This window comes from Magnetococcales bacterium (genome assembly GCA_015232395.1).
Taxonomy (GTDB): Bacteria; Pseudomonadota; Magnetococcia; order Magnetococcales; family JADFZT01; genus JADFZT01.
In genome coordinates, this window is sequence record JADFZT010000017.1 from 1 (window position 1) to 22,917 (window position 22,917).

Here is a 22,917-nt window from a genome sequence, read left to right on the forward strand (position 1 = left end):
GCCGAATATGGCCACCTCTATTGGGTGATGAAGGAGATCGCCCAAGCCCCCGATCTGGCACTTCAGGTGGTGGTGACGGCGGCCCATCTGGTGAATGAATTTGGTCTGACCTGGCAGCGGATCGAAGCCGACGGCTTTGAAATAGCCGCCCGAGTGGAGATGCTTTTGGGGAGCGATACGCCGGTGGGGGTGGCGAAATCCATGGGGGTGGGGTTGATTGGCTTTGCTGAGACCTTTGCGCGGCTTAAACCAGACCTGATCGTGGTGCTGGGGGATCGGTTTGAGCTGCTTTCAATCTGCCAGGCAGCCGTCCACGCAGGCATTCCCATCGCCCACATCCATGGGGGGGAGATCACCGAGGGGTTGATCGATGAGGCGGTGCGCCATTCGGTCAGTAAAATGTCCCATCTGCACTTTACCGCCGCCGAACCCTATCGCAGGCGGGTGATTCAGATGGGGGAGAATCCAGAGCGGGTGTTTAATGTGGGGGCACCAGGGCTTGATCATTTGACCAAAACCCCGCGTCTCTCTCGGGAGGAGTGGCAGGAGGCGACAGGGTTTAGGTTGGGAGAGGTCAATCTTCTCGTCACCTACCACCCCGTCACCCTGGAGAGTCGCTATCCGGGGGAGCCGTTTTCGGAACTGTTGCAGGCTCTGGACGGTTTTCCCCAGGCCAGGATCATCTTTACCAAAGCCAATGCCGATACCCAGGGGCGGATTATCAACCGCATGATCGATGACCATGTGGCGCGTCAGCCCGAACGGTGTGGGGCTTTCACCAGCTTGGGTACCAAACTCTATTTCAGCGCCCTGCCATTGATGGATGCCGTGGTGGGGAACTCCTCCAGCGGTTTGATCGAAGTGCCTTTTTTTAAAATTCCGACGATTAACCTGGGGGATCGGCAGAAGGGGCGGCTGAAAGCAGCTTCGGTGATCGATTGTCAGGAGAGCAGAGCCGATATCACCCGGGCGATAAAAAAAACCCTCTCCGCCGATTTTCGTAGGACGCTTGCATCTGTCACCTCTCCCTATGGAGTGGGGGAGGCGGCCCGGCGGATTGTGGAGATCATCCAGGCGACACCTCTGAAAAGCCTCACGGAAAAATCTTTTTATGCTCCAAAGGAATGGGGTGACGGGGAGGGGGGCTGATGGGAGCAGGGAGGCCAGATGGCACGCTACGGGTGGTTTTTATCGGCTGTGTTCAGAGTAGTCGGGTCGCATTGACTACGCTGTTGGCCATCCCCGAGGTCGAAGTGGTGGGTGTGATCACCCGGGGTGGCTCTGATTTTAATGCTGATTTTGACTCTTTGGCAGATCTGGCTGGGGAGGGTTCGGGAATTTCGCTCTTTATGGCGGATGAAGAGCCACGGAATGAAATGGCCGGATGGATCCGTGACCTGCACCCCGATATTGTCTACTGCATCGGTTGGTCGTGGTTGCTTCCAGGGGAGATCTTGGCGATTCCACCCAAGGGAGTGGTGGGGTATCATCCGGCAGCCTTGCCTCAAAACCGGGGACGCCATCCCATCATCTGGGCGTTGGCGTTGGGTCTTGATGAAACCGCCTCCAGCTTTTTTTTGATGGATGAAGGGGCGGATAGCGGCGATATCATCAGTCAGGAAAGGGTCACCATTGACCATGACGAGGATGCCGGAACCCTCTACGCCAAGTTGATGGCCTTGCTGCCAAATCAGATCACCACCTTCACTCACCAACTGATTTCCGGTAACTTGACCCCCCAGCCTCAGGATCACAGCCAGGCCAACCATTGGCGTAAGCGCTCTCCGGCGGATGGTGAGATCGATTGGCGCATGCCCGCTCAGGGGATCTACAACCTGGTGCGGGCTCTGACCCGTCCCTATCCGGGAGCCACTTGCCAGTGGCGGGGGCAGACGATCCAGGTGTGGCAGGTAGCGGTGGTGGCGGAAGCCCCAGTCAATATCGAGCCTGGAAAGGTGCTGGCCAGGGAGGGTGAGACCGTGACGGTCAAGTGCGGAGTGGGTGCGATCCGCATTTTGGAGCACACATTTCCGGAGATTCCGGATAGAGGAGAAGATTTGACATGCCGATCATTTTAGCGATAGCCCCCCATGCGGATGATGAAACCTTGGGGTGTGGCGGGACGTTGCTGCGTCATTTGCATGAAGGGGATGAAGTACACTGGCTGATCATGACCACCCCTGGCCAGGAGTTGAAGCTCTCTCCGGAGCGGATCAAGCGGCGTCAGGAGGAGATCCGGATGGTGGCCAACGACTACGGCTTTGCCGGGGTTCACGAGCTGCGTTTTCCGGCGATTCGTCTGGATCATTTGCCGATGTCTGATATCGTCGGTGCGCTCTCCAGTTTTTTTCAGACCATTGAGCCCAACACTCTCTATCTCCCCTATCACAACGACGTTCACTCCGACCATCGGGTGACTTTCGAAGCGAGTGCGGCGTGTGCCAAATGGTTTCGTCATCCTTCCATTCGTCGGATGCTTTCGTATGAGACGCCATCGGAAACGGGTTATGGGCTTCCAGGAAATGGGGCGGCTTTCCAACCCCACGTATGGGTGGATATCGATGCTTTTCTGGAGAAAAAAATTGCCATCCTCAATCGCTTTCAGGGAGAGATCGGTGAGTTTCCATTCCCCAGAAGCGAAGAGGTGGTGAGGTCATTGGCCAAACTGCGCGGCTCCGAGTCCGGCTGCCTCGCAGCAGAAGCATTCATGATGCTAAGAGAGTTTGTCTAAGAAAAAAAAAGTGGATACGGGTCCAGGGGGATTATCCCCCTGGCGGGGCCTGGGGCAGAGCCCCAGGATTTTGAATTTGACTTAAAACCAAAAAGTTACAGCCCCAACCCCGCAAAAAAGTCATTCCCCTTATCATCCACAATGATAAACGCCGGAAAATTTTCCACCTCGATCTGGTGCACCGCTTCCATCCCCAGCTCCGGCATATCGATCACCTTCACCTCCTTGATACAGTCCTGAGCCAGACGCGCTGCCGCCCCCCCGATGGAACCGAGATAAAACCCACCATTATCCTTACACGCTTCGGTCACCTGCTTGGAGCGATTCCCCTTGGCCAGCATCACAAAGGAGCCTCCCGCCTTCTGGAAGCTGTCCACATAGCTATCCATCCGCCCGGCAGTGGTGGGACCGAACGAACCTGACGGCATCCCATCCGGTTTTTTTGCAGGCCCCGCATAATAGACCATGTGATTCTGAAAATAGTCCGGCATGCCTTCGCCCCGGTCCAGGCGCTCTTGGATTTGGGCGTGGGCGATATCCCGTGCCACGACGATGGGGCCTGAGAGCATCACCCGGGTTTTGATGGGATATTTGGTGAGTTCCGCCCGAATTTCCGACATGGGCCGGTTGAGGTCGAGATGGACCACGTCCCCCCCATCTCCGGCGGGCTCCACTTCCGGCAGATATTTGGCCGGATCCCGCTCCAGGGCTTCCAGCCAGATACCCTCCTTGTTGATTTTGGCGGTGACGTTACGGTCGGCTGAGCAGGAGACGCCGATGCCTACCGGACACGATGCCCCATGGCGGGGAAGGCGGATGACCCGCACATCGTGGGCAAAGTAACGTCCGCCAAACTGCGCACCCAGCCCAAGTTCCCGCGTCATCTCCAGAATTTCTTCTTCCAGCACCTTATCCCGAAACCCTTGTCCCAGATCGTTGCCTTGGTCAGGCAGGGTATCCAGATAGCGGGCGGAGGCGAGCTTGACGGTTTTGAGGTTCATATCCGGCGAGGTGCCCCCGATCACCACGGCCAGGTGGTAGGGGGGGCAGGCGGCAGTGCCGAGGCTCAGGAGCTTTTCCTTGAGGAAGCTTTTCAGCTTGTCAGGGGTCAACAGCGCCTTGGTTTGTTGCATCAGGAAGGTTTTGTTGGCAGATCCTCCCCCCTTGGCCATGAACAGAAACTTGTAGCTGTCCCCATCCACCGAATCGATATCGATCTGGGCCGGGAGGTTGGTGCCGGTATTTTTTTCGGTATACATGGTGAGGGGGGCCACCTGGGAAAAGCGCAGGTTGGACTCGCTATAGGTTTTGAAAACTCCCCGGGCGATGGCCTCACGATCCCCGCCACCGGTCCACACCTGCTCCCCCTTTTTGGCGATCACTGTAGCGGTGCCGGTATCCTGGCAGCTGGGGAGCACCATGCCAGCGGCGATGTTGGCATTTTTAAGCAGCTCAAAGGCGACATACTTATCGTTGGAGGAGCTTTTGGGGTCGTCGAGGATATCCTTCAGCTGTTGCAGATGGCTGGGCCTGAGCAGGTGGGAGACATCCCGCATGGCGGTTTCAGCCAAGAGCGTCAACCCGGCCGGATCCACTTTGAGCATCTCCCGGCCTTCAAACTCTACCGTGGAGACGTGATCCCGGGTGAGGCAGCGATATTCGGTCTGGTCCGGACCCGGATCCAGAATGTCGGCATAACGAAATTCGGGCATGGCGGGTTATGTTCCTTCAGGTGCAGGTGTTAAGGCTGAAAAAAAGCCGAAGCCCCGAATCCTAAAGAACCGCGCCGCCGGATGCAAATTCCCCTGAAATAAGCTGTAAATTCCCTGAAAAGACAGGCCAGGAAAACAGCCTGAAAAGGGGGTGTATGTCAGGGAGCGATGGAGGCGACGACATAGTCGGGACGGATGCCCCGGATCCCACAGAGCGCTTCCAGTTGATCCTCTTGCCCTGCATAGACGCCGGAGAGAGTCAGGCACGTGGCAAAGCCCATGGCCGCTCCCCCCAAAATATCGGTATCCAGGGTGTCTCCCACCATGAGCGTCCGTTTCGGGGAAAAGCCGGGGGTGTGTTCCAAGGCCAGCTGGTAAATGGGTGAGAAGGGCTTGCCCAGGCCAATCAGTGGGAGATCAAAGCGATCCACCAGGCAGGCGGCGGTATACCCCGCCACCACTTCGATCCCGTCGGCACTGTTGGGGGCCACGAGATCGGGATTGGCCAGAAGAATGGGGCATTTTTTTTCGGCCAGCAGCGACTCCAGCTGCTGTTCCTGATCTTTGCCGTAATAGTCCCGGTTGGAGCAGAAGAGAATATATTCCGCCTCGGTGAGGCTTCGGGATGAGTCGGGATGGTTGACCATCAAATGGGTCGCGTCCGGGCCATAGGCATCCCGGCTGTCAGGAGAGCCCACCAAAAAATAGGGTTTATCCCGATAGGGGGAGGTGGCCACATAGGGCTTGACGGCCATTCCGGAGGTAATGATCATTTCAGCAGGTAGAGAAAATCCCAGTCCACTATATTTTTTTTCCAGACGGAGAGGGGCTTGAGAAGCGTTGTTGGAGACCACAAGAAAGGGTTTGCCGTTTTTTTGGAGTTGGGCAAGGCTCTCTGAGGCCCCTGGAATGGCTCCCGGACCACGGTTGAGCACCCCGAAGGCATCAAAAAGAATCAGGTCAAACTGTTGGCTGAGATCCAAAAAGCGATCCACCCGGGTCATCTGCCTCGCCTTCAAACTTTGGGAGAGAGTTGGATCAAGGGCACACATCGACTCACGGTAGCGGGCATAGTAGGGGGTCAGTTCGTTCTGATCCTGGATCCGGGGTTTGTTGGACATGAGATGCCAAAGCTCCATGGGGATAGGAAAAATCAGGGGTTGGGGACGAGTTGCTTTAGAAGATTCTAAAAATTTTTCAGTACCCTTCCTGAAGGCAACCTGCAAGGGGCTTCAGGGAGAGAAAGTAATAAATGGCACTTTTTTGCTTGTGCCACCATCAATAAATTTTTTATTATCCTAAACTTTATTGAGGTGGGTAAAAAAAAATTTTTCCCTGTCCATCAACACTGCTCAGTCCGGAGGGGACAATGAGTTTTTCAGATACACGTTTGAGGGTTTTTTATGCTGTTGCCAAAAATCTTTCCTTTACCCGGGCCGCTGAAGAGCTCTATCTCACCCAGCCCGCAGTTACTTTCCAGATCCGGCAGCTGGAAGAGCATTTTAACACCCGCCTTTTTGATCGACACCACAATCGAATCTCCCTGACCGAGGCAGGCGATACCGTCTATGGCTATGCTGAACGGATTTTAGAGCTTTACCGGGAGACTGAAAAGGCCATCAACGAGATGACCGGTGTCACCCGGGGGTTGATCAAGCTCGGAGCCTCCACCACCATCGGTGAATATCTGATGCCCCGGATTCTCAGTGGGTATCACGACTTGTTCCCCAACGTCCAGGTACGTCTGACCGTGCACAATACCCGCCTGGTGGTGCGTAAGCTGGAAGATGCCACCATCGATGCCGGTATGGTGGAAGGGCCGGTGAAAAACAAAAATATCACGGTGGCCCCGTGCCTGGAGGATGAACTCATGGTCATTTTGCCCGTGGGCCATCCCTTGAGCAAGCATGATGAAATACCCCCTGAAAGCCTCAAGGACTATCCCTTCGTCTCCCGGGAAGAGGGCTCCGGTACCCGAGCGGTGATTGCCGAGCTTCTGGGCAAGGGTGGGGTTGCCTATGATGATCTGGATACCATTTTGGAGATGGGCACAACAGAGTCGGTCAAGGGCGCTGTAGAAGGCGGTATGGGATATTCCATCGTCTCCAACGTCTCCTTGCGCAAAGAACTGGACATGAAGGTCCTGATAGCCAAGCGGATCAAGGGTGTCCCCATGAAACGGCGGATCAATTTCGTCTATCAAAAACAAAAATTCCGCTCCAAAGCGGTGGAAGAATTTCTCATCTACGCCAAATCCCAGTGCCGGGCCCAAGAAGAGGACTATTGATTCTTCCCTGGAGCCACTTTGCAAGCCATGCCCAACCTGGGGCTGGCTGCTGAAGTGTGCCTGTGACCAGCTGGTGCCCTGCTGGCTGACGCAAATTTCCTTGAAATGCTTAAACCTAAATCCGGCAATTGGGCGTACGTACATGCCCCAGCCTCTTGATCCACCAAGCAAATCGGGAGAAAGTCTTGTGACCAATCAGGTGACAGCGATTTCTCCCAATTCACTATGCGAACCAATATTCTGCACCAGCCACACACGCCCAGCTGCCGGATTTAGGTTAAAAGGTGGGCACCGCTGCTGTGCCCACCCTTTCCTCACATCAGATTCAAATCTCATTTCAGCTGACTTTACAGACACCTGCCAGGCAAGCGGGCTTCCACTGTCGTTCATCATCAAACGACGTTTCAGATAATATGGTCATTCCTCTTGGGAATGGCATGTTTGGATCGTCTTTTGGAAAAACTATAAGAAAAATCAATTTATTGGAGCTGCGCCCAAAACCCGCTGGAAAATAGAAAAGATAAAATCAAGACCTTGGGGCTGCTGTCCCATACCCGCTGGAGTTGGTAATACGAATTCTGGTTCAAACGATGAGCTTAAGGCCATTGTTTGATCTTCATTCAAAACCGAAAAATCTGCCACAGAGAACACAGAAACCACAGAGGAAAAGCATGAAAAAAAGCTGAATATTTCGAACACTACCGGGCACGCGTTTTGGCTCGATTTTGGTTTTCTCTGTGTTCTCCGTGTCCTCTGTGGCTAAACGTTTTTTTTGTTCGACTCACCTGTTGAACCGGAATTGGTATAAGGCAAAGTCAAAAGATAAGATCAAGACCTTGGGGCTGCGCCCCAAACCCGCTGGAGTTGGTAAGGCAAAGTCAAAAGATAAGATCAAAAGACAAACCGTGGGCTCTGCCCACACCCGGAAGGGAGATAATCTCCCTTCACCCCTATCAGTAAAATCAAAAGAAACAAAATAAAAAAAACCCCCGCTGATCATAGCCGGGGGTTTTTTGGTTCGGAATATAGCCCTGAAACTTAGTGGACCCTGGCCCAGATACGCCGCTTCAAAGCATAAAGCATCACAGTCAACACCAAGAGATAAAGCAACACCTTGGGAGCCAATGCCTTGCGCTCAACCTGAGCAGGCTCGGAAGCCCAAGCCAAAAAGGCCGTCACATCCCGGGACATCTGCTTCAACGAACTCTCACGACCATCCAGATATTCGATAGCCCCGTCAGTCATGGGCTGAGGCATGGCGAAAAAGTGACCGGGGAAATATTTGTTGAAATTTTCACCGTTGTTGATGCGATCAATCACATGCTGTACCTCCTCCGGATGGCTGGCATCCAGATGCAAGGCAACCGCGATTTTTTTGATCTCACTGTCAGAGAGGGTTTCATCCTCCATCGCCTCTTCAATCAAGGCGCTCTCTTCGTCGTTCAGATAGCCGGTGAGAATACCGTAGGTATAGTCCTCATAGCCCTTGCGAGCTTTGGTCATGAGGGAAAGATCCGGAGGAATCACACCAAAAGAGTCCTTGGCCGACTCGTCATCCATGGCCGAAACCATATAGTCGGTCTTGGTCATGCCCTGGGTTTCAGCCAGCTGTTTGACCTCGGTTTCGGAGTAGCCAAACTGCCGCAGATAGTCAAACTTGATGTATTTGATGGAGTGACACCCCATGCAAACTTCCACCGCCACCTGGGCACCCCTCTTCAAAGAGGCGTCGTCAAAGCGACCAAAAAGTCCATGGAACTCCCAGTTTTGCTGGGGAGGTGGAACAGCCCCCACTGAGGCTTGAGCCATCTGGGGAAGAAGCGCCACCATTAAGGCAGCCATGCCGATGATTCTCAAAAATTTCATTGTATCAACCTCCCATCAGATGCTTTTCGGCACGGGCCGGGGTTTTTCGATGTTGAAGAATGTGATGAACCAAAGGGCCACAAAGTAGCCGAAGTAGATGGCTGTGGCTGTCCGACCCACCACGATCAGAGGCAGGGCCCCGTCAAATCGAGCCGCATCAGCTGGGTTATATCCCACCCATCCCAGTACAAAACAGTTAGCCAGAAAGATCCAGAAAAGCTGCTTGCTCAAGGGACGGTAACGGAAGGAACGCACCGGAGAGCGATCCAGCCAGGGCAGGATGAAGAGGATGGCAATGGCACCCGCCATGGCAATCACACCCGCCAGCTTGCTGAAGGGGCCCAAAAAGTCGATAGAGCGCAGAATGGCGTAGAAAGGCAGGAAATACCATTCAGGCACAATGTGGGCCGGGGTCTGCATGGGGTTGGCCGGGATATAGTTGTCCGGCTCCAAAAAGGCGTTGGGGGCGTAAAAAACAAACCAGAGGTAGATGATCAGAAACACCCCCAGACCGAAAAGATCCTTGATGGTGAAATAGGGGTGGAAGGGAACGGAATCCTTCTCCTCATCGATGTCGATGCCCACCGGGTTGTTGGAGTGGACCGCATGCAACGCCCAGAGATGCAAAATCACCATGCCGAAGATCAAAAACGGTAACAGGAAGTGGAGTACGAAGAAGCGGTTCAGAGTGGGGTCTCCCACAGCAAATCCGCCCCAGACCCAAATCACCAGATCCTCACCCACCCATGGAATCGCACTCATCAGGTTGGTGATCACCGCAGCCCCCCAATAGGACATCTGACCCCAAGGCAGCACATAGCCCATGAAGGCCGTACCCATGAGCATGAAAAAGATGATGATGCCGATCCACCAGAGAATTTCCCGGGGAGCGCGGTAGGAGCCATAATACATCCCCCGAAGGATATGGATGTAAATGACAATGAAGAAAAAGCTGGCCCCGTTGGCGTGGGCATAACGTAGCAGCCAGCCGTAGTTCACATCCCGCATGATGTGCTCAACGGAATCGAAGGCCATGGCAGCATCGGGTTTGTAGTGCATGGCCAGGAAGAGGCCGGTGGCCAGCATGATGATCAGAACAAAGAGCGCCAGAGACCCGAAATTCCACCAATAGTTGAGGTTTTTCGGGGTCGGGTACTCCGTCGCCTGACTTTTGATCATTTCAGTGACGGGGAGACGGGCGTCCACCCAATCCATCATCGCTTTAAACACAGGTCAATCTCCTTCTTGTGGACATCTTCAACCGAACCGGAATCATGGATCAGACCATGGCCTTCCCGATTACGAGGGTGGTGTCATCCTTGAATTCGTGGTGGGGCACGTCCATGTTGCGGGGAGCTGGCCCCTGGCGGATGCGCCCGGAGGTATCGTAGTGGGAACCGTGACAGGGGCAGAGAAAACCACCAAAGTCGCCGGTGCCGATGGTTTGAGGAACGCACCCAAGATGGGGGCAGAGGGCGATCAGGACCAGATATTGAGATTTTTTAACCCGATCGGCATCCTTTTCAGGGTCGGGTAGGCTCGCGCCATCATCAGCTTTAGCCTGTTCAATCTGCTCCGGGGTGCGGTGGAGGATGAAAACCGGTTTACCCTGCCAGGGAACGGTGATCATCTGTCCTTCCTCCAAGGCGCTGACATCCACTTCGGTGGTAGCCTGTGCCAAGACATCCGCAGAGGGGCTCCAGGAGCGGATGAATGGCCAAGCCGCGCCCGCGACACCAGCAGCGCTGACGGCGCTGGTGGCGAGCAACAGGAAATCTCGACGATTTTCTTCCGGTTGGGTAACCATGTGCTTTTCTGACCTCGCAGGGGGGGGGTGAACGACCTTATCGTTTTCGAATGATCTTCAAGGGAAAATGTATAACAAATGATCTGCCAGTTTATTAGGATTTGATGATGTTAGAATATCCACTTTTGTAACGATTCCGTCAACCCATTCTCGTAACCGAATCGGAAAAGAAATGACGAAAGAATCCCCAGCCAACCCGCCGACGACCGGAGTCACTAAAAAAAACCCCGAAAAATTTCAGGTGATTCTCTATCAACCGGAGATTCCCCCCAACACCGGCAATATTTTGCGTCTCACCGCCGCCACCGGTAGCAGCCTGCACCTGGTGGGCCCCCTGGGGTTTCGCCTGGATGCCGCTGGAGTGCGTCGCGCCGGGATGGATTACCGGGCTTTGGCCGAGGTAACCCGCCACGCTGACTGGCCTGCTTATCTGAGCCATGAGAGCCATCATCCAGGTGGCTCTCTCTATGGTGTCAGCACCCATGGAGAGCGTCTCTTTACCGACTGCGACTTCCAGCCGGGGGATCGATTTTTGTTCGGCTCCGAAGGAGCGGGGCTGCCGGAGGCGCTCCGGGAAACCTGTCAGAAAGAAAATCGTCTGATTCGCCTGCCCATGCTCCCTGGTACCCGCAGTCTCAATATCGCCAACAGTGTGGCGGTCATTCTCTACGAGGCGCTGCGGCAAAACGGTTTTCCCAGCCTCCAGTAAGCCTTCGTTCCCAAGTTGGTTTCAGATTTGTGGCTCCAGGGTTGCTTTGTTAGGAGCCCGATGGGGTTCCCCACCAAAGCACCAGGGAAACCCCACCGAAGTGGATCTGAAAAATATGATCAGGAGGGGCTATTTGGCCTCTTTTTCCAGTCGGGCCAGCTCCCCATCGATCATTTTTTGGAAAATTTCCTTGGGTTGGGATCCTTCCACCATGAGACCGTTGATGAAGAAGGCCGGGGTGCCGGTGACGCCCAGACGTTGACCTTCCTCCATGTCCTTGGCCACACGGGCGGAATAGATGCCTTGATCCAGGCAGTTGTTGAAAGCCTCAATGTCGAGCTTCAGCTCTTTGGCATGTTCTTTCAGATTTTCCAGCTCCATGGCCTTCTGATTTTCAAAGAGGAGGTCATGGTAGGGCCAGAAAGCCCCTTGGTCAGCGGCACATTGTGAGGCTTCGCTCGCTTTGGGGGCTTTTTTGTGGAAGGGCAGGGGATAGTGGCGAAAAATCAGACGTATCTTGTCGCCATATTGTTTCGAAAGCTCCTCCAGAGCTGGCTGAACCCGCTGGCAGTAGGGGCACTCAAAATCGGAAAATTCGATAATGGTGATAGGCGCATCGGGGTTGCCTTTGGCCAGATCTTCAGGGCCTCGGACATGGAAGCGGTGGGGCTCGGGGGCGGTCAAGTCGATCTTGGCATCATACTTTCGGGCCAGCCCCATGAGATAATTGGCCAAGGCAGCCTCCGACTGCTGTTCTTGCAGATATTCCTGTACCCGCTTTTCCATGCCTTTGCCCTTGTTGGGCAGGCGCTTGCTGTTTTTCTTGATGAAGGCGGAGACGTCGGCTTCACTGACCTGGGGGGTTTTTTTGGTGACCTTTTCTTCAAGAAGCTGGTCAACGCTCAACCCTTCGGCATCCGCTTCCAGGGTGAGGAGGCGATCTTCAACCATGACTTGAATTTGTTCCAGGCGCAGGGTGTAGAGCTGCTCTTGAATCTTTTGCAGTTTGCCCGCCAGGGATTTGTCCACTTCAGGCAGGGTTACCTTCCAGCTGCCGATGGAGGCGACGGCTGCCTTCTCTTCCGCCTGCCCGGGGGCAGCCAGTAAAAACAGACCTAAAAAGAGGATTGCCGTTCGTTTGATCACCCGAGTCTCCTTAAAACTACAATTGATAGATAGCTTGTGCCCGATTGCGAAACGCCGCCACCATCTGTTTGGAGGCTTGGGCAAACAGAGGGCCCAAGGTGACGTTCATCAGGGTGTTTGAAAACAGAAAATCGATGGTAAAATCGACCCGGGCTCCACCACCGCTCACCGGGCTGAAGGTCCAGACACTCTCCAGTCGTTTGAACGGGCCGGAACGGTGTTTGATTTCAACTTTTCGTCCGGGTTCCAGATAGTCAATGGTGTGAAAGGTTTGCCGGATGCCTTTGAAGGAGACGGTCATTTCCGACAAAAACTGTGTTTCGGTCTCCTCGCTCTTGGTGGCGTGAACGCACCAAGGTAAAAATTTTGGATAACTATCCATATCCACCACCAGGTCATACATCTGCTGGGGGGAATGGGGGACGGTAGCGGAGGCGGATATTTTGGGCATGAATCTCGACAAGGATGAAGATATTATTTGTAGATGACGTGAGCCCGTTTACGGAAGGCATCCAGCATCTGTTTGGATATGACCGTAAAGACCGGCCCCAGGACCATCTCCTTCAGGCGACTTTGAAACTTGAAGCGAATGAAAAATTCCACCCGTGAGCCTTTGCTGTCCGGCTTGAAGGCCCAGGTGCTGGTCAAATATTTGAACGGGCCGGAGCGCAGGGAGATATCGATCCGGCTTCCGGGGACGATTTTGTCCACGGTCTGAAAGGTTTCCCGCATCCCCTTGAAGGCCACGGTCATTTCAGCGGTAAACCCGTCCTCTTTTCGGTCGAAAACCCGGGATCCCACGCACCAGGGAAGGAACTGGGGATATTTTTCCACGTCTGCCACCAGGTCATACATCTGGGCGGCGGTGAAAGGGACTTTTTCGCTGATACGAAGCTGAGCCATATTGGGGTACCGCTGCTGTTGGCTGCTGTCAGAAATTGCCAGAGGTTCCTGAAAGGCAGGAATCGGCTGACCGAGTTGTCATTATCGATAAATTCAAATAGTCTAAAATTCGTGCCCTGGCAATGGACGCCGGTTGGAAAAAAGGAGATTTTCAACTCTTCCTCCATCAGGCAACTATGGGCTCAGTGATGTTGAGCCATTTCGTTTCTTTTTTCAAGGCGAGAGAGAACCATGACGATCCGTATCGGAATTAATGGGGCTGGACGAATCGGGCGGGCCATCTTGAGGGCTTCTCGAATGGATCCTCTTTTTGCCGATCTGGCCATCGTCGCCATCAACGATCCCGCCCCCAGGGAGGTGCTGGCCCATCTGATCAAACATGATTCGGTGATGGGGGCATTTCCAGGGGATCCAGTGCTTCTGGAGGAGGGGCTGCAACTGGCAGACCAAAATATCCTCCTCACCCATGCCCGGGAGCCGGGGGAGATCAACTGGGGGCGTGTCGGGGCCGATTATGTCATCGAGGCTTCCGGTCGATTCACCAGGCGGGATGCCGCTGAAAATCATTTTAAGGGAGGCGCCCGGCGGGTGGTGATTACCGCCCCTGCCAAGGGGGAGGTCAAGACCCTCGTCATGGGGGTCAACGAAGAGGAGTATGATCCCCGGCACCACACCATCGTTTCCAACGCCTCTTGCACCACCAACTGTCTGGCGCCCATGGCCCGGGTGGTGATGGAACGGTTTGGTCTGGAGCGTGGCTTGATGACCACCGTCCATGCGGTCACCAACGACCAGCGGCTCCTGGATGCTCCCCACACCGACCTGCGTCGTGCCCGGGCTGCCGGGGTTTCCATCATTCCCACCAGTACCGGGGCTGCTGCGGCCATTGGTTTGGTGATCCCCGCCTTGACCGGTCGTTTTGATGGTCTCTCGGTACGGGTGCCCACCCCCAATGTGTCCCTGGTGGATGCGGTTATGGAGTTGGGGCGTGATGTGAGCGTTGATGAACTGAACCAAGCTTTCCGGGAGGCTCAAAATCGCTATCTTGGCTATTGCGACGAACCTCTTGTTTCGGTGGATTATCAGGGTAATCCTCACTCCGGGGTGGTGGATGGTGATTCCACTCGGGCCATTGGCTCCACGGTCAAGGTGCTCACCTGGTATGACAACGAATGGGGTTATGCCAACCGGGTTCTCGACCTCATCCGTCACATGGATCGGGCTGCGATCTGACTGTCCCTGTCAGGGAAGCGCCCCCAGGGGGTCAAATACGAGTTGTCCAAGCTCAACATTCAGCCCTGGGATGGCTAAAACCAATAGGTATTCCCCTGGCCAACATTCACTCCCCTGACATTATAATAGGCTGCCGTGAATCGTCACCCTTCCAAACAGTCCCAAACCCCACCCCACCAATCCAGCGCCCTGGCGGCCAATCTTCTGGAGACCGCCGTGGAGCGGGTCACCATCGACCCTCGCCAGGAGACCCTGCGCCTGGTGGTGCGGGAGTATGCCGGTATTCTCAATGTTTTGGATCGGCTGCTGCTGGAGATCAATCACCCCTATCGCAACTGGCGGCTTATTTTGCCGGAGCTGCGGGGGTTCGTGCTCAAAAATGCCTCCCGCTTCGTCAACCACGAGCAGGGGCCTGAATGTTTTTCCCTCTTTTTTGATCTTTTTCAACAAGCCTGGTCGGTGCCGGGGCGGGATGGCCCTTCGTCAGCGGCCCTGGAGGGAGTTACAGCGGTACTCGATAAATGGACCAGCCAGCTGCAGCCTTGGCTGCTGCATCGCTACATGCCGGTTTATAACCGAATCTTCAGTGTGTTGTCCCAGCTTCCCCCCACCCACCTGCTGCATCTTTCCCAGAGTCGCCATCCCCTGAAACGAACCCTCTCCCAGGTTTTGGCCAAATGGACCAAATCGGGGGAAGAGAATGGGCTTGACCCTCAGTCGGTGAAAGCGCTTTTTGTCCAATCCCTGCGGGTGACCTACCGCCACTGGCTGGAGCAGACCGATCCGATTGTATATGCCTGTCCTCATGGAGAGGAGGCCTTCGAGGTGATCTCCCATGGGACTCTTGGCGCTTCGTTGCAAGTGGTGGAGGAGATTGCCGAGGTAGCTGCCCCGGGGATTGGAGAGCTGACCCGTTTAAGCCAGCTTCCTTCATTTCTCGATATTGTCCGAGGCTATCGATTGGCGGCTGAGCGGTTGGGGCAGCAGACCAATGGCGAAGGTTCCGCCGCCCAGTGGCGGGAGTTGGAAAGTCGTAAATTACGCTTCATGTTTCACATCATGGAGACCGATGGCCTGGTGTTGATCCATGAGGAGACCCTGCGGGAGATCAATCGCAGCCTGGTGCATTTGGTACAGCTTAAACAGGGATTCGAGGAGATCGAGGCCTTTTTGCTCAGGACCTTCGAATTTTTAAACGCCAACGTGGTGAAATATCCCCACACCGCGCTCCAGTGCATCGAGGTGTTGGGGCGGGAGGTGTTTGATCGCAACAACAGCCTTTTGGTGGAAGCCTTTCTGGGGCAGGTGGTGGGGTTTGGATTTCAATACCGGTTGGTCAAGGGGGTGGGGGAGGATTGGCAGCCTATCTGTAATCCGGCCCATCTTTATAACATTCGGGTGTGGTTGAACCTGATCACCCTGAACCCCAAATGGTGCTCCACGCTGATTTCGGCCCTGATCATCAATCTGCGCCTGAGTGGCACCCTCATTCGGGATACGGACCTGTTCCAAAAAGAGGTCACCCGGCTGCTCAACTCCAATCACCAGCCGGTCTACAACCTGGTCAAGCAGTTTACCCGCATTCTGCCGGTCTATTTTAACGAGATCGGTGCCGAAGGGGAGCTGCGGGATGTCTCTACCGAGCTGGATGAAATCTGGAAGCGTCATGACCGGGTGATCCACTTTTTGCGCAAGCAGTGCCATGTGGAGTCCACCAACCTGATTGTGGAGATGGTTCGGGCGATTCTCCACTATTGGCGCACTGGGGAGACCCGGGGATTGACTCCTTTTTTAGTGGAGTCGGTGTTGAAGGAGGCCCGGGGGGAGGGACCCTGTTTTGATGATGTCCACCGGGTGATGGTGCGGCTTTTCGAAGTGGCCGGGATCAAACAGGAAGAGACGCTGCTCAACACCCCTTTGGCGGAGATTGAGGGGTGGATCATGTCCCAGGAGGAGGTGCCCGAAACCGAACGCCGACGGGTCTTTCTCCTGATTCGCCTCTACCAGTTGTTAAATCTCAAATATAATCTGGGCCACCACGGCATTTTGGAGCATCTGCGCTGGGTCAAGGGGCAGGGGTTTGCCGGGCTTTCCTCCCTGATCAAGTCCTTGGAACGGGGCGATTCGGGCTATAGCCTGTTGCGGGCGCTGCTCAAGGCTCTGGAGGCGTTGAAGGAGATCATCCATTCCGACGAGGTGTTTCCAGCTCGGGAGGAAATTTATCAGAAGCGCCATATTGCTGTGGATATTCCCTCGGTTTATGGGCGTTACCAGGAAAAAAAATTCGATGCCCTGTCGTTGACCTTCCGTCTGGAAAATCTTGCCCGGGTCCAACTGGAGGGGCTGGTTACCAAAATTCCCGATGGTTTTATCACCCAGGCGGCCTTTTATAAAGTAGCTAAATATCTGGGGATTTTCATGCGGGCGCTGGCGTTGGACGGCATCGCCTCCCGACGCTTGCGCAATCTCCAGGCGGTGCTGGAACGCTCCCTGGAGCTGAATCAATTTTCCTACCACCAGTATGTGGATATTTTTCGGGGCTTTTCCCAGGGGGTGAAAAATATCATCTCCACCTATTATGTCAGCCACCACCGGGACAACCTGGCCCGTATCGTTCCCGGCTTTACCGAGGAGACGCTGCTACCCAAATATCAGGCGATGTGGGATGGGGAGGATGGCAATGCTTCCCTTGAGCGGATCAGTGAAACCTTCATGCGGGATCTGATTGCCGAAACCCTGGGGCTGCAACCCTTTGATAACTTTATCACCCGTATTTTTCAGACCCTCTCCCAGCAGGAGGAGGGCCAGCTGCCCGCCCGGCTCCTGGATCAGCTGATGACTTATGATCCGGCCAAGCTTTTTTGCTCGTTGCAGCAGCCGGACAAGCGCACCCGCAATGTGATTCATCTGGGCTACAAGGGGTACAATCTGGAACAGCTTCTGGCGTTTGGTGCGCCGGTGCCCGCCGGGGTGGTGGTCACCACGGAATATTTCCGCTGCCAGGAGGTGATTCGTACCCATGAGCCCGCCAAAGCCGATTTTTTGGAGCAGATGCGGGAGAATGTGGCTCACATTGAGGAGCAGACCGGGCTCGCCTTTGGGGTGGCGGAAAATCCGCTGCTTCTCTCCGTGCGCTCCGGGGCTCTGATCTCCATGCCGGGGATGATGCAAACCATCCACAATGTGGGGATCAACGAGGAGATCGTCAAAGGGTTGATCAAGCAGTCCGGGCACTCCTTTTTTGCCTGGGACAACTATCGCCGCTTTATCCAATCCTGGTCCATGGCCTATTCGGTGGGGCGCAGCACCTTCAGTGATCTGATGTGGGCTGCCAAGCGGCGTTATGGGGTGAAAAAAAAGCGGCATTTTACCTCGGAGCAGATGGAAGAGCTGGCGATAACCTACAAAAAAAAGGCCCTCTCGGTGGGTATTCCCATTCCGGAGGATCCCTGGGAGCAGTTGGATCTGGCGATTGAGCGGGTGGCGGACTCCTGGAATGCCCTCAAGGCCAAGGAGTATCGCAAGATCATGAATATCTCCAACGATTGGGGGACCGCTGTGGTGTTGCAGCGCATGGTCTATGGCAACATCCATGGTGCGGCTGGCAGCGGTGTGCTTTTTACGGCTCATCCCCATCGCAAGCTGGACCGGGTGGTGTTGTGGGGGGATTATACCGCTGGCAATCAGGGGGAGGATATTGTCGGGGGGCTGGTTTCCACCAACCCCATCTCCCTGGAGCAGTGTCAGTATGACAAGCGCGACCCCGATACCGCCCTGGAGCGCTGTTTTCCAGAGGTCTATCAGGCCCTGCTCAAATATGCCCAGCTTTTGGTCTATGATCTGGGCTGGACTCCCCAGGAGATTGAGTTTACCTATGACGGCCCCCAGTCGGACAATCTCTTTATCCTCCAGAGTCGGGATATGGTGACCGGGGGGATGGATCAGCACGAGGGAGGGGTTTTTCAGGATAGCGAGGAACTGGATCAAAATCGTCTGGCCAAAGGCATCGGGGTGAGCGGTGGAGCGCTCTGTGGCCGAGCGGTGTTTAACCTGGAGCAGATTGAGCGCGCCAGAGTTGAATTTGGGGCGGACCTGTTGATCCTGATCCGCTATGATACGGTGCCTGACGACATTCGGGAAATTTCCATGGCGGAAGGATTGCTCACCGCCCGTGGCGGGCAAACCTCCCATGCGGCGATTGTTGCGGCCCGCCTCAATCGTACCTGTGTGGTGGGGTGTGAGGCGATGACCGTACGGGAAAATCCCGGGCGCTGTGAAGTGAATGGCCAAGTGATCCACTATGGTGACCCCATCAGCATTGAGGGGCATCACGGTCAGCTCTACAAGGGGTGGCATCCTTTGGCTACCCAGAGATGGGTTCCGGCGGCAGGGATTGCATCGGATGCGGGTTAGGTGACCTTCGAAGTGTGGGCCAGGTGGTTTTAACCTGAATCCGGCGGTTGGGTGTGTGGGGCGGCTGTCGTGTGAGGAAAGCTGTATCATTTGGCGGTTTCAGTGGGATTGAACGTCAGCCTGGACTGGGCTGGTGAGGATGAATATAAAATTGGCGGCTCTGGCCAGGACCGGCCTGAAGCCCGGAACCGGTGGTTTGGTTTTTAACGAGAGAGAGGAATTCTCATGATACTCGGCATCAACAGCATGGGCCGTATCGGTAAATTGACCCTGTGGCACCATGTGGCCCGCAAACATTTTTCCGGCTTGGTGGTCAACCTGGGTCGGGATGTTGGTAAAAGCCTGGAAGATGTGGCGCAGGTGGTGGAAAAAGATTCCAGCTATGGTCGCTTGGGGCAGTTTATCCACGGCTTCAATGGCGGAAGAGTGATCGAAAATCTGGATGAACAAGCCGGGACCATGACCATCGACGGCATGCCGGTCAAATTTTTGCGGGAACACCGCAATCCAAGGGAGATTCAATGGCGCAGCCACAAGGCCCGTCTGGTGGTGGATTGTACCGGGGTGTTCAACGACCCCACGGTGCCTGCCGATGCGCCCGGGGGAGCCTTGCGGGGGCATCTGGAGGGGGGGGCTGAAAAAGTCGTGCTCTCAGCCCCTTTCAAGATCAAAAACAAAGGTCTCTCCATGCCCGACGATGCTGTCACCACGGTGATGGGCATCAACGATGAGGTGTTTGAAACCGACCGCCACACCGTCATTTCAGCGGCCTCCTGCACCACCACCTGTCTCAGCTATATGATGAAGCCGCTGCTGGACCGCTTTGGTACCGAGCGCTTGCTGTCGGCCTCCATGGTGACGGTCCATGCCGCTACCGGCAGCCAAAAGGTGCTGGATGCCATGCCCAAGGCCGGGGCCAAGGATTTGCGTAAAAATCGCAGCATTCTCAACAATATTATCCTCACCACCACCGGAGCGGCCAAGGCCTTGCCTCTGGTGATTCCGGAAATGTCCAAGATCGGTTTCATGGCGGAATCGGTCCGGGTACCCACTGCCACCGGTTCTCTGACCATCCTCACCTTGAATCTCCAGCCCAAGGTAGCCACCAATGGGGAGAGTCGCAGTGATATCAATCGGGAGGTGATCAACCAAATCTATCGGGAGGCTGCCGAAGGCCCCTATAGCGGTCACCTGGTTTATACCAGCGAACAAAACGTCTCCTCCGATATGATCGGCTATCCTCGGGCGGCCACGGTGATTGAGGGGCAGGAGACCCACACCCGTACCGCTTTCATTCATGTCAATACCAGTGAAGTGGCCAATATTTCTGAAGAGGCGCGCACCTTGCTGGCTAATGCTCCCCTGGAAGTGCCGGTCACCCAGGCGGTGATCTATGGTTGGTATGACAATGAGCTGGGCAGCTATGCCAGCATGTTGGGGGATCTGGTGGTCTCTATTTCGGAAAAGATGTTCTAAAGCGTTTTCCTCTCTTCCCCGGCGGTTGGAAGCGTCGGGGAAGAGAGGGTAACTTTGGCGCTCATCCGGGGTGTCAGGATGGGGGAGGGGGCTTGCGTTCGGTTTTGCCCTGGCCCGTCAAGGTGGGAGGAGGGCGGGCGGTCAATATTCCGGTTGGGTGACGGTGAGGCCAAAGATCTGCCACATCTGCATGCCTCCCCGATAGTAGAAGATTTTTTCTGTGGGATAGCCCAGCTCCAATAGTCCCCGGATGGCTGCCGGGGATTGTCCACACCAGGGGCCGTTACACCATACCGCCAGGGAGTTGGCCGACGAAAAATCCCAGCCATGATCTGTTTGCACCGCACCAAAAAGTTCCAGGTTGTCAGCAATGGTAATGGGATCCGCCCCCATGGAGAGGTTGATGTCGATATAGGGGACGTTAACCGAGCCGGGGATGGTGCCTCGGGCGTGCCAGTTCGGAGAGCGGGCATCCACCAGCAGGCCGGTACCATCCTGGAGATGGGTGAGCATGAAGGCTACCAACTCCACCTCTCCGATGGTTTTTACTCCGGGGGCGACTTCCATGGGTTGGGCGCAGTAGGGGGGGCAGCGGCGCCCGGTTTTGGCAAAGGCGCTATGCAGGGTAGCGTTGGGGTCGGCTTGTCGTTTGACTTCGACGGTTTTGGAGCCGTGCTTGACGGTAAAGCTGCCGATGTTGTCGGTGATGTTGGTGGAAAATGCCCAACTTTCCCAGGAGATGCCTGTAATCAGCAAGGCCGCGATGGCCATCCATACGGATTTGATCCTCATAACCGTCCCCTGAAGGTTGTCAGCTCATGGTTGAGTTTGATTTTCCATCATGCCAAGGATGATCTGGAAATGACTGAAGAGGAAGAGAAAAAAGGATTTTTTGCTTATTTTTATTGTCACCTCAGAATATAATAGCAAATGTGGCCTGCCAAAATAAAGTTTGCCACCATCTCTTTGCTGGCGCTCTTATCAACTCTGGAAGAGAGGTTCAGGCGCACCTTGCCAACCTTTTGGCTCAATTTGTGAATTATCGTCCGTGTCGGTCGGTTGTGTGATGGGTGTTGATCCAGGGAAGCTCTCTTTGGCCTGTTTGGGAGTGGCCGCTGATGGAGCGTTGTTGAACTTGGATTCGTTAAGGTGGATGTGTCTGTTTTCAGGGAAGATATCTGGTGAAACTGCAGGAAAATGATCGAATTGCCGTCATCGGTGGTGGGCCTGCCGGTGCCATGACCGGCTTTTTTCTCCTGGAGCTGGCCAGTCGCATCGGGCTCACCCTCCAGGTGGATATCTATGAACCCAGGGATTTCAGCCTGCACGGCCCCAAAGGGTGCAACATGTGTGCGGGGGTGGTTTCCGAATCCCTGGTGCAGACCCTGGCAGCCGAGGGGATCAACTTGCCCCCCATGGTCGTTCAACGGGGAATCGACTCCTATGTTTTGCACACCAGTGATCTAAAACCGGTCTCCATCGACACCCCGGCAGATGATCTGCGCATTGCCACGGTTTTTCGTGGAGGTGGTCCCCGTCAGCCCACAGGGGATCAGCAGTGGGGGGGATTTGATCACTATCTGTTGGAGTTGGCCAGTGAGAGGGGTGCTCGGGTAGTCCCTGAAAAGGTATCGGATCTCACCTTCGACAAAGACCGTCCCCAGGTGGTGATCCGTTCGGGGGAGCGAGTTACCTATGACTTTTTGGTAGGGGCGGTGGGGGTCAATGCGCCTATCCTGAAAAAATTTGAAAACCTCACCGGCCCGGAGTTTAAACCGCCGCCGGTCACCCGGGGGTTTGTCTCGGAAATCTATCTGGGATCCGAGGTGGTTCAGGAATATCTGGGCAGCTCCATGCATATCTTTTTGTTGGATATCAAAGGGCTGAAGTTTGCCGCCATCATCCCCAAGGTGGAATATGTCACGGTCTGCCTCATGGGGGATGATATCGACAAGGAGCTGGTCCGGCAGTTTATGACCTCTGCGGAAGTGCGAAGCTGTTTTCCCCCTGATTTTGAGTGGAAAAAGGGGATGAGCAATGTGTGCGAGGTGGGGGAGCAGGTCTGCACATGTGCCCCCAAGCTCAATGTCGGGCCTGCGGTTCAGCCCTTTGCCGACCGGGTGGTGATGGTTGGGGACAGTGCGGTTTCCCGTCTCTATAAGGATGGCATTGGTGCCGCTTATCTCACAGCCAAGGCGGTGGCGGTGACCTCTGTCTTTTTTGGGATCTCCAAAAACGATTTTGAGGCCCAATACAAACCGGTCTATGGACGGGTCGCCTTCGATAACCGCATCGGCACGGTGATTTTTTTGATCACGCTGCTCTATCAAAAGCTGCGCTTCATGCGCCGGGGCATGGTGCGGATGGTGATGGATGAAGAGTCCATGACCTTTCAACGACGGATCATGAGTCGGGTGTTGTGGGATACCTTCACCGGAAGCGCCACCTATCGGGAAATCTTTTTGCGTACCCTGACCCCGATTTTCTTTTTGCGTCTGGTGGGGGCCACGATCAAATCCTACTGGTCGACGTTGCGAGGTAAGGGGCACGATCGGGAAATAGCGGGGTAGGGGCGTGGGGCTGGATTGGATTGTGGCAGGCTTTTTCAAACAAAAGCGGCCTTCGGGAGGGATC

At 55.1% G+C, this 22,917-nt stretch carries 18 protein-coding genes; 9 read left to right on the forward strand and 9 right to left on the reverse strand.

Annotated elements, in window-relative coordinates; all coding sequences use genetic code 11:
* The 3 genes from neuC to HQL52_06825 form a co-directional block, all read left to right on the forward strand.
* A partial coding sequence (gene neuC / locus HQL52_06815; protein ID MBF0369152.1) for a UDP-N-acetylglucosamine 2-epimerase (hydrolyzing) occupies window positions 1–1,149 on the forward strand: 1,149 nt, incomplete at its 5' end.
* The gene (locus HQL52_06820; GenBank protein ID MBF0369153.1) at window positions 1,149–2,078 is read left to right on the forward strand and encodes a formyl transferase; all 930 of its coding nucleotides are present in this window, start codon (window positions 1,149–1,151) and stop codon (window positions 2,076–2,078) included. The genes neuC and HQL52_06820, both read left to right, overlap by 1 nt.
* On the forward strand, window positions 2,063–2,731 hold the full coding sequence (locus HQL52_06825; GenBank protein ID MBF0369154.1) for a PIG-L family deacetylase: 669 nt from the start codon (window positions 2,063–2,065) through the stop codon (window positions 2,729–2,731). Before HQL52_06820 ends, HQL52_06825 begins: the two co-directional genes overlap by 16 nt.
* Window positions 2,732–2,826: 95 nt before the next feature.
* Here HQL52_06825 and HQL52_06830 read toward each other — a convergent pair whose 3' ends face one another.
* Together HQL52_06830 and HQL52_06835 are read right to left on the reverse strand one after the other, a co-directional pair.
* Window positions 2,827–4,443, reverse strand: coding sequence for a fumarate hydratase (locus HQL52_06830; GenBank protein MBF0369155.1), 1,617 nt, complete (start codon window positions 4,441–4,443; stop codon window positions 2,827–2,829).
* A 158-nt stretch (window positions 4,444–4,601) separates the two neighbouring features.
* Window positions 4,602–5,564 (reverse strand): HAD-IIA family hydrolase, encoded by a 963-nt coding sequence (locus HQL52_06835; GenBank protein ID MBF0369156.1) that lies wholly within the window; start codon window positions 5,562–5,564, stop codon window positions 4,602–4,604.
* 248 nt (window positions 5,565–5,812) lie between these two features.
* On the opposite strand from HQL52_06835, the gene HQL52_06840 reads away from it, so the two are divergent.
* Window positions 5,813–6,730 (forward strand): LysR family transcriptional regulator, encoded by a 918-nt coding sequence (locus HQL52_06840; GenBank protein ID MBF0369157.1) that lies wholly within the window; start codon window positions 5,813–5,815, stop codon window positions 6,728–6,730.
* A 1,038-nt stretch (window positions 6,731–7,768) separates the two neighbouring features.
* On the opposite strand, the gene HQL52_06845 is transcribed toward HQL52_06840, so the two are convergent.
* The 3 genes from HQL52_06845 to petA all read right to left on the reverse strand — a co-directional run bounded on the left by HQL52_06845 (window position 7,769) and on the right by petA (window position 10,403).
* The gene (locus HQL52_06845) at window positions 7,769–8,596 is read right to left on the reverse strand and encodes a hypothetical protein (protein MBF0369158.1); all 828 of its coding nucleotides are present in this window, start codon (window positions 8,594–8,596) and stop codon (window positions 7,769–7,771) included.
* Window positions 8,597–8,611: 15 nt separating this feature from the next.
* A complete protein-coding gene (locus HQL52_06850) occupies window positions 8,612–9,814 on the reverse strand; it encodes a cytochrome b N-terminal domain-containing protein (GenBank protein ID MBF0369159.1) in 1,203 nt (400 codons plus the stop codon).
* 61 nt (window positions 9,815–9,875) lie between these two features.
* Window positions 9,876–10,403, reverse strand: a complete 528-nt coding sequence (gene petA / locus HQL52_06855; protein MBF0369160.1) for a ubiquinol-cytochrome c reductase iron-sulfur subunit — start codon at window positions 10,401–10,403, stop codon at window positions 9,876–9,878.
* 172 nt (window positions 10,404–10,575) lie between these two features.
* Between petA and HQL52_06860 the strand changes: the two genes are divergently transcribed.
* A complete protein-coding gene (locus HQL52_06860; GenBank protein ID MBF0369161.1) occupies window positions 10,576–11,112 on the forward strand; it encodes a tRNA (cytidine(34)-2'-O)-methyltransferase in 537 nt (178 codons plus the stop codon).
* A gap of 129 nt (window positions 11,113–11,241) precedes the next feature.
* Here HQL52_06860 and HQL52_06865 read toward each other — a convergent pair whose 3' ends face one another.
* Genes HQL52_06865 through HQL52_06875 form a run of 3 tightly spaced genes read right to left on the reverse strand, consistent with a single transcriptional unit; the run spans window position 11,242 to window position 13,161 of the window.
* Window positions 11,242–12,258: a DsbA family protein gene (locus HQL52_06865; protein MBF0369162.1), complete on the reverse strand. Its 1,017-nt coding sequence runs from the start codon at window positions 12,256–12,258 to the stop codon at window positions 11,242–11,244.
* Between the two features lie 16 nt (window positions 12,259–12,274).
* Window positions 12,275–12,709, reverse strand: coding sequence for a type II toxin-antitoxin system RatA family toxin (locus HQL52_06870; protein MBF0369163.1), 435 nt, complete (start codon window positions 12,707–12,709; stop codon window positions 12,275–12,277).
* A gap of 23 nt (window positions 12,710–12,732) precedes the next feature.
* The gene (locus HQL52_06875) at window positions 12,733–13,161 is read right to left on the reverse strand and encodes a type II toxin-antitoxin system RatA family toxin (GenBank protein MBF0369164.1); all 429 of its coding nucleotides are present in this window, start codon (window positions 13,159–13,161) and stop codon (window positions 12,733–12,735) included.
* Between the two features lie 231 nt (window positions 13,162–13,392).
* On the opposite strand from HQL52_06875, the gene gap reads away from it, so the two are divergent.
* The 3 genes from gap (at window position 13,393) to HQL52_06890 (ending at window position 20,283) form a co-directional block, all read left to right on the forward strand.
* Window positions 13,393–14,394 carry a type I glyceraldehyde-3-phosphate dehydrogenase gene (gene gap / locus HQL52_06880; GenBank protein ID MBF0369165.1) on the forward strand — a complete coding sequence of 334 codons (1,002 nt, stop codon included), beginning with the start codon at window positions 13,393–13,395 and terminating at the stop codon, window positions 14,392–14,394.
* A gap of 135 nt (window positions 14,395–14,529) precedes the next feature.
* On the forward strand, window positions 14,530–18,807 hold the full coding sequence (locus tag HQL52_06885; protein MBF0369166.1) for a phosphoenolpyruvate synthase: 4,278 nt from the start codon (window positions 14,530–14,532) through the stop codon (window positions 18,805–18,807).
* Window positions 18,808–19,032: 225 nt separating this feature from the next.
* Window positions 19,033–20,283 (forward strand): glyceraldehyde-3-phosphate dehydrogenase, encoded by a 1,251-nt coding sequence (locus HQL52_06890; protein MBF0369167.1) that lies wholly within the window; start codon window positions 19,033–19,035, stop codon window positions 20,281–20,283.
* Between the two features lie 141 nt (window positions 20,284–20,424).
* Here HQL52_06890 and HQL52_06895 read toward each other — a convergent pair whose 3' ends face one another.
* Window positions 20,425–21,075: a rhodanese-like domain-containing protein gene (locus HQL52_06895; protein MBF0369168.1), complete on the reverse strand. Its 651-nt coding sequence runs from the start codon at window positions 21,073–21,075 to the stop codon at window positions 20,425–20,427.
* 389 nt (window positions 21,076–21,464) lie between these two features.
* On the opposite strand from HQL52_06895, the gene HQL52_06900 reads away from it, so the two are divergent.
* A complete protein-coding gene (locus tag HQL52_06900) occupies window positions 21,465–22,853 on the forward strand; it encodes a hypothetical protein (GenBank protein MBF0369169.1) in 1,389 nt (462 codons plus the stop codon).
* Window positions 22,854–22,917: the final 64 nt, after the last annotated feature.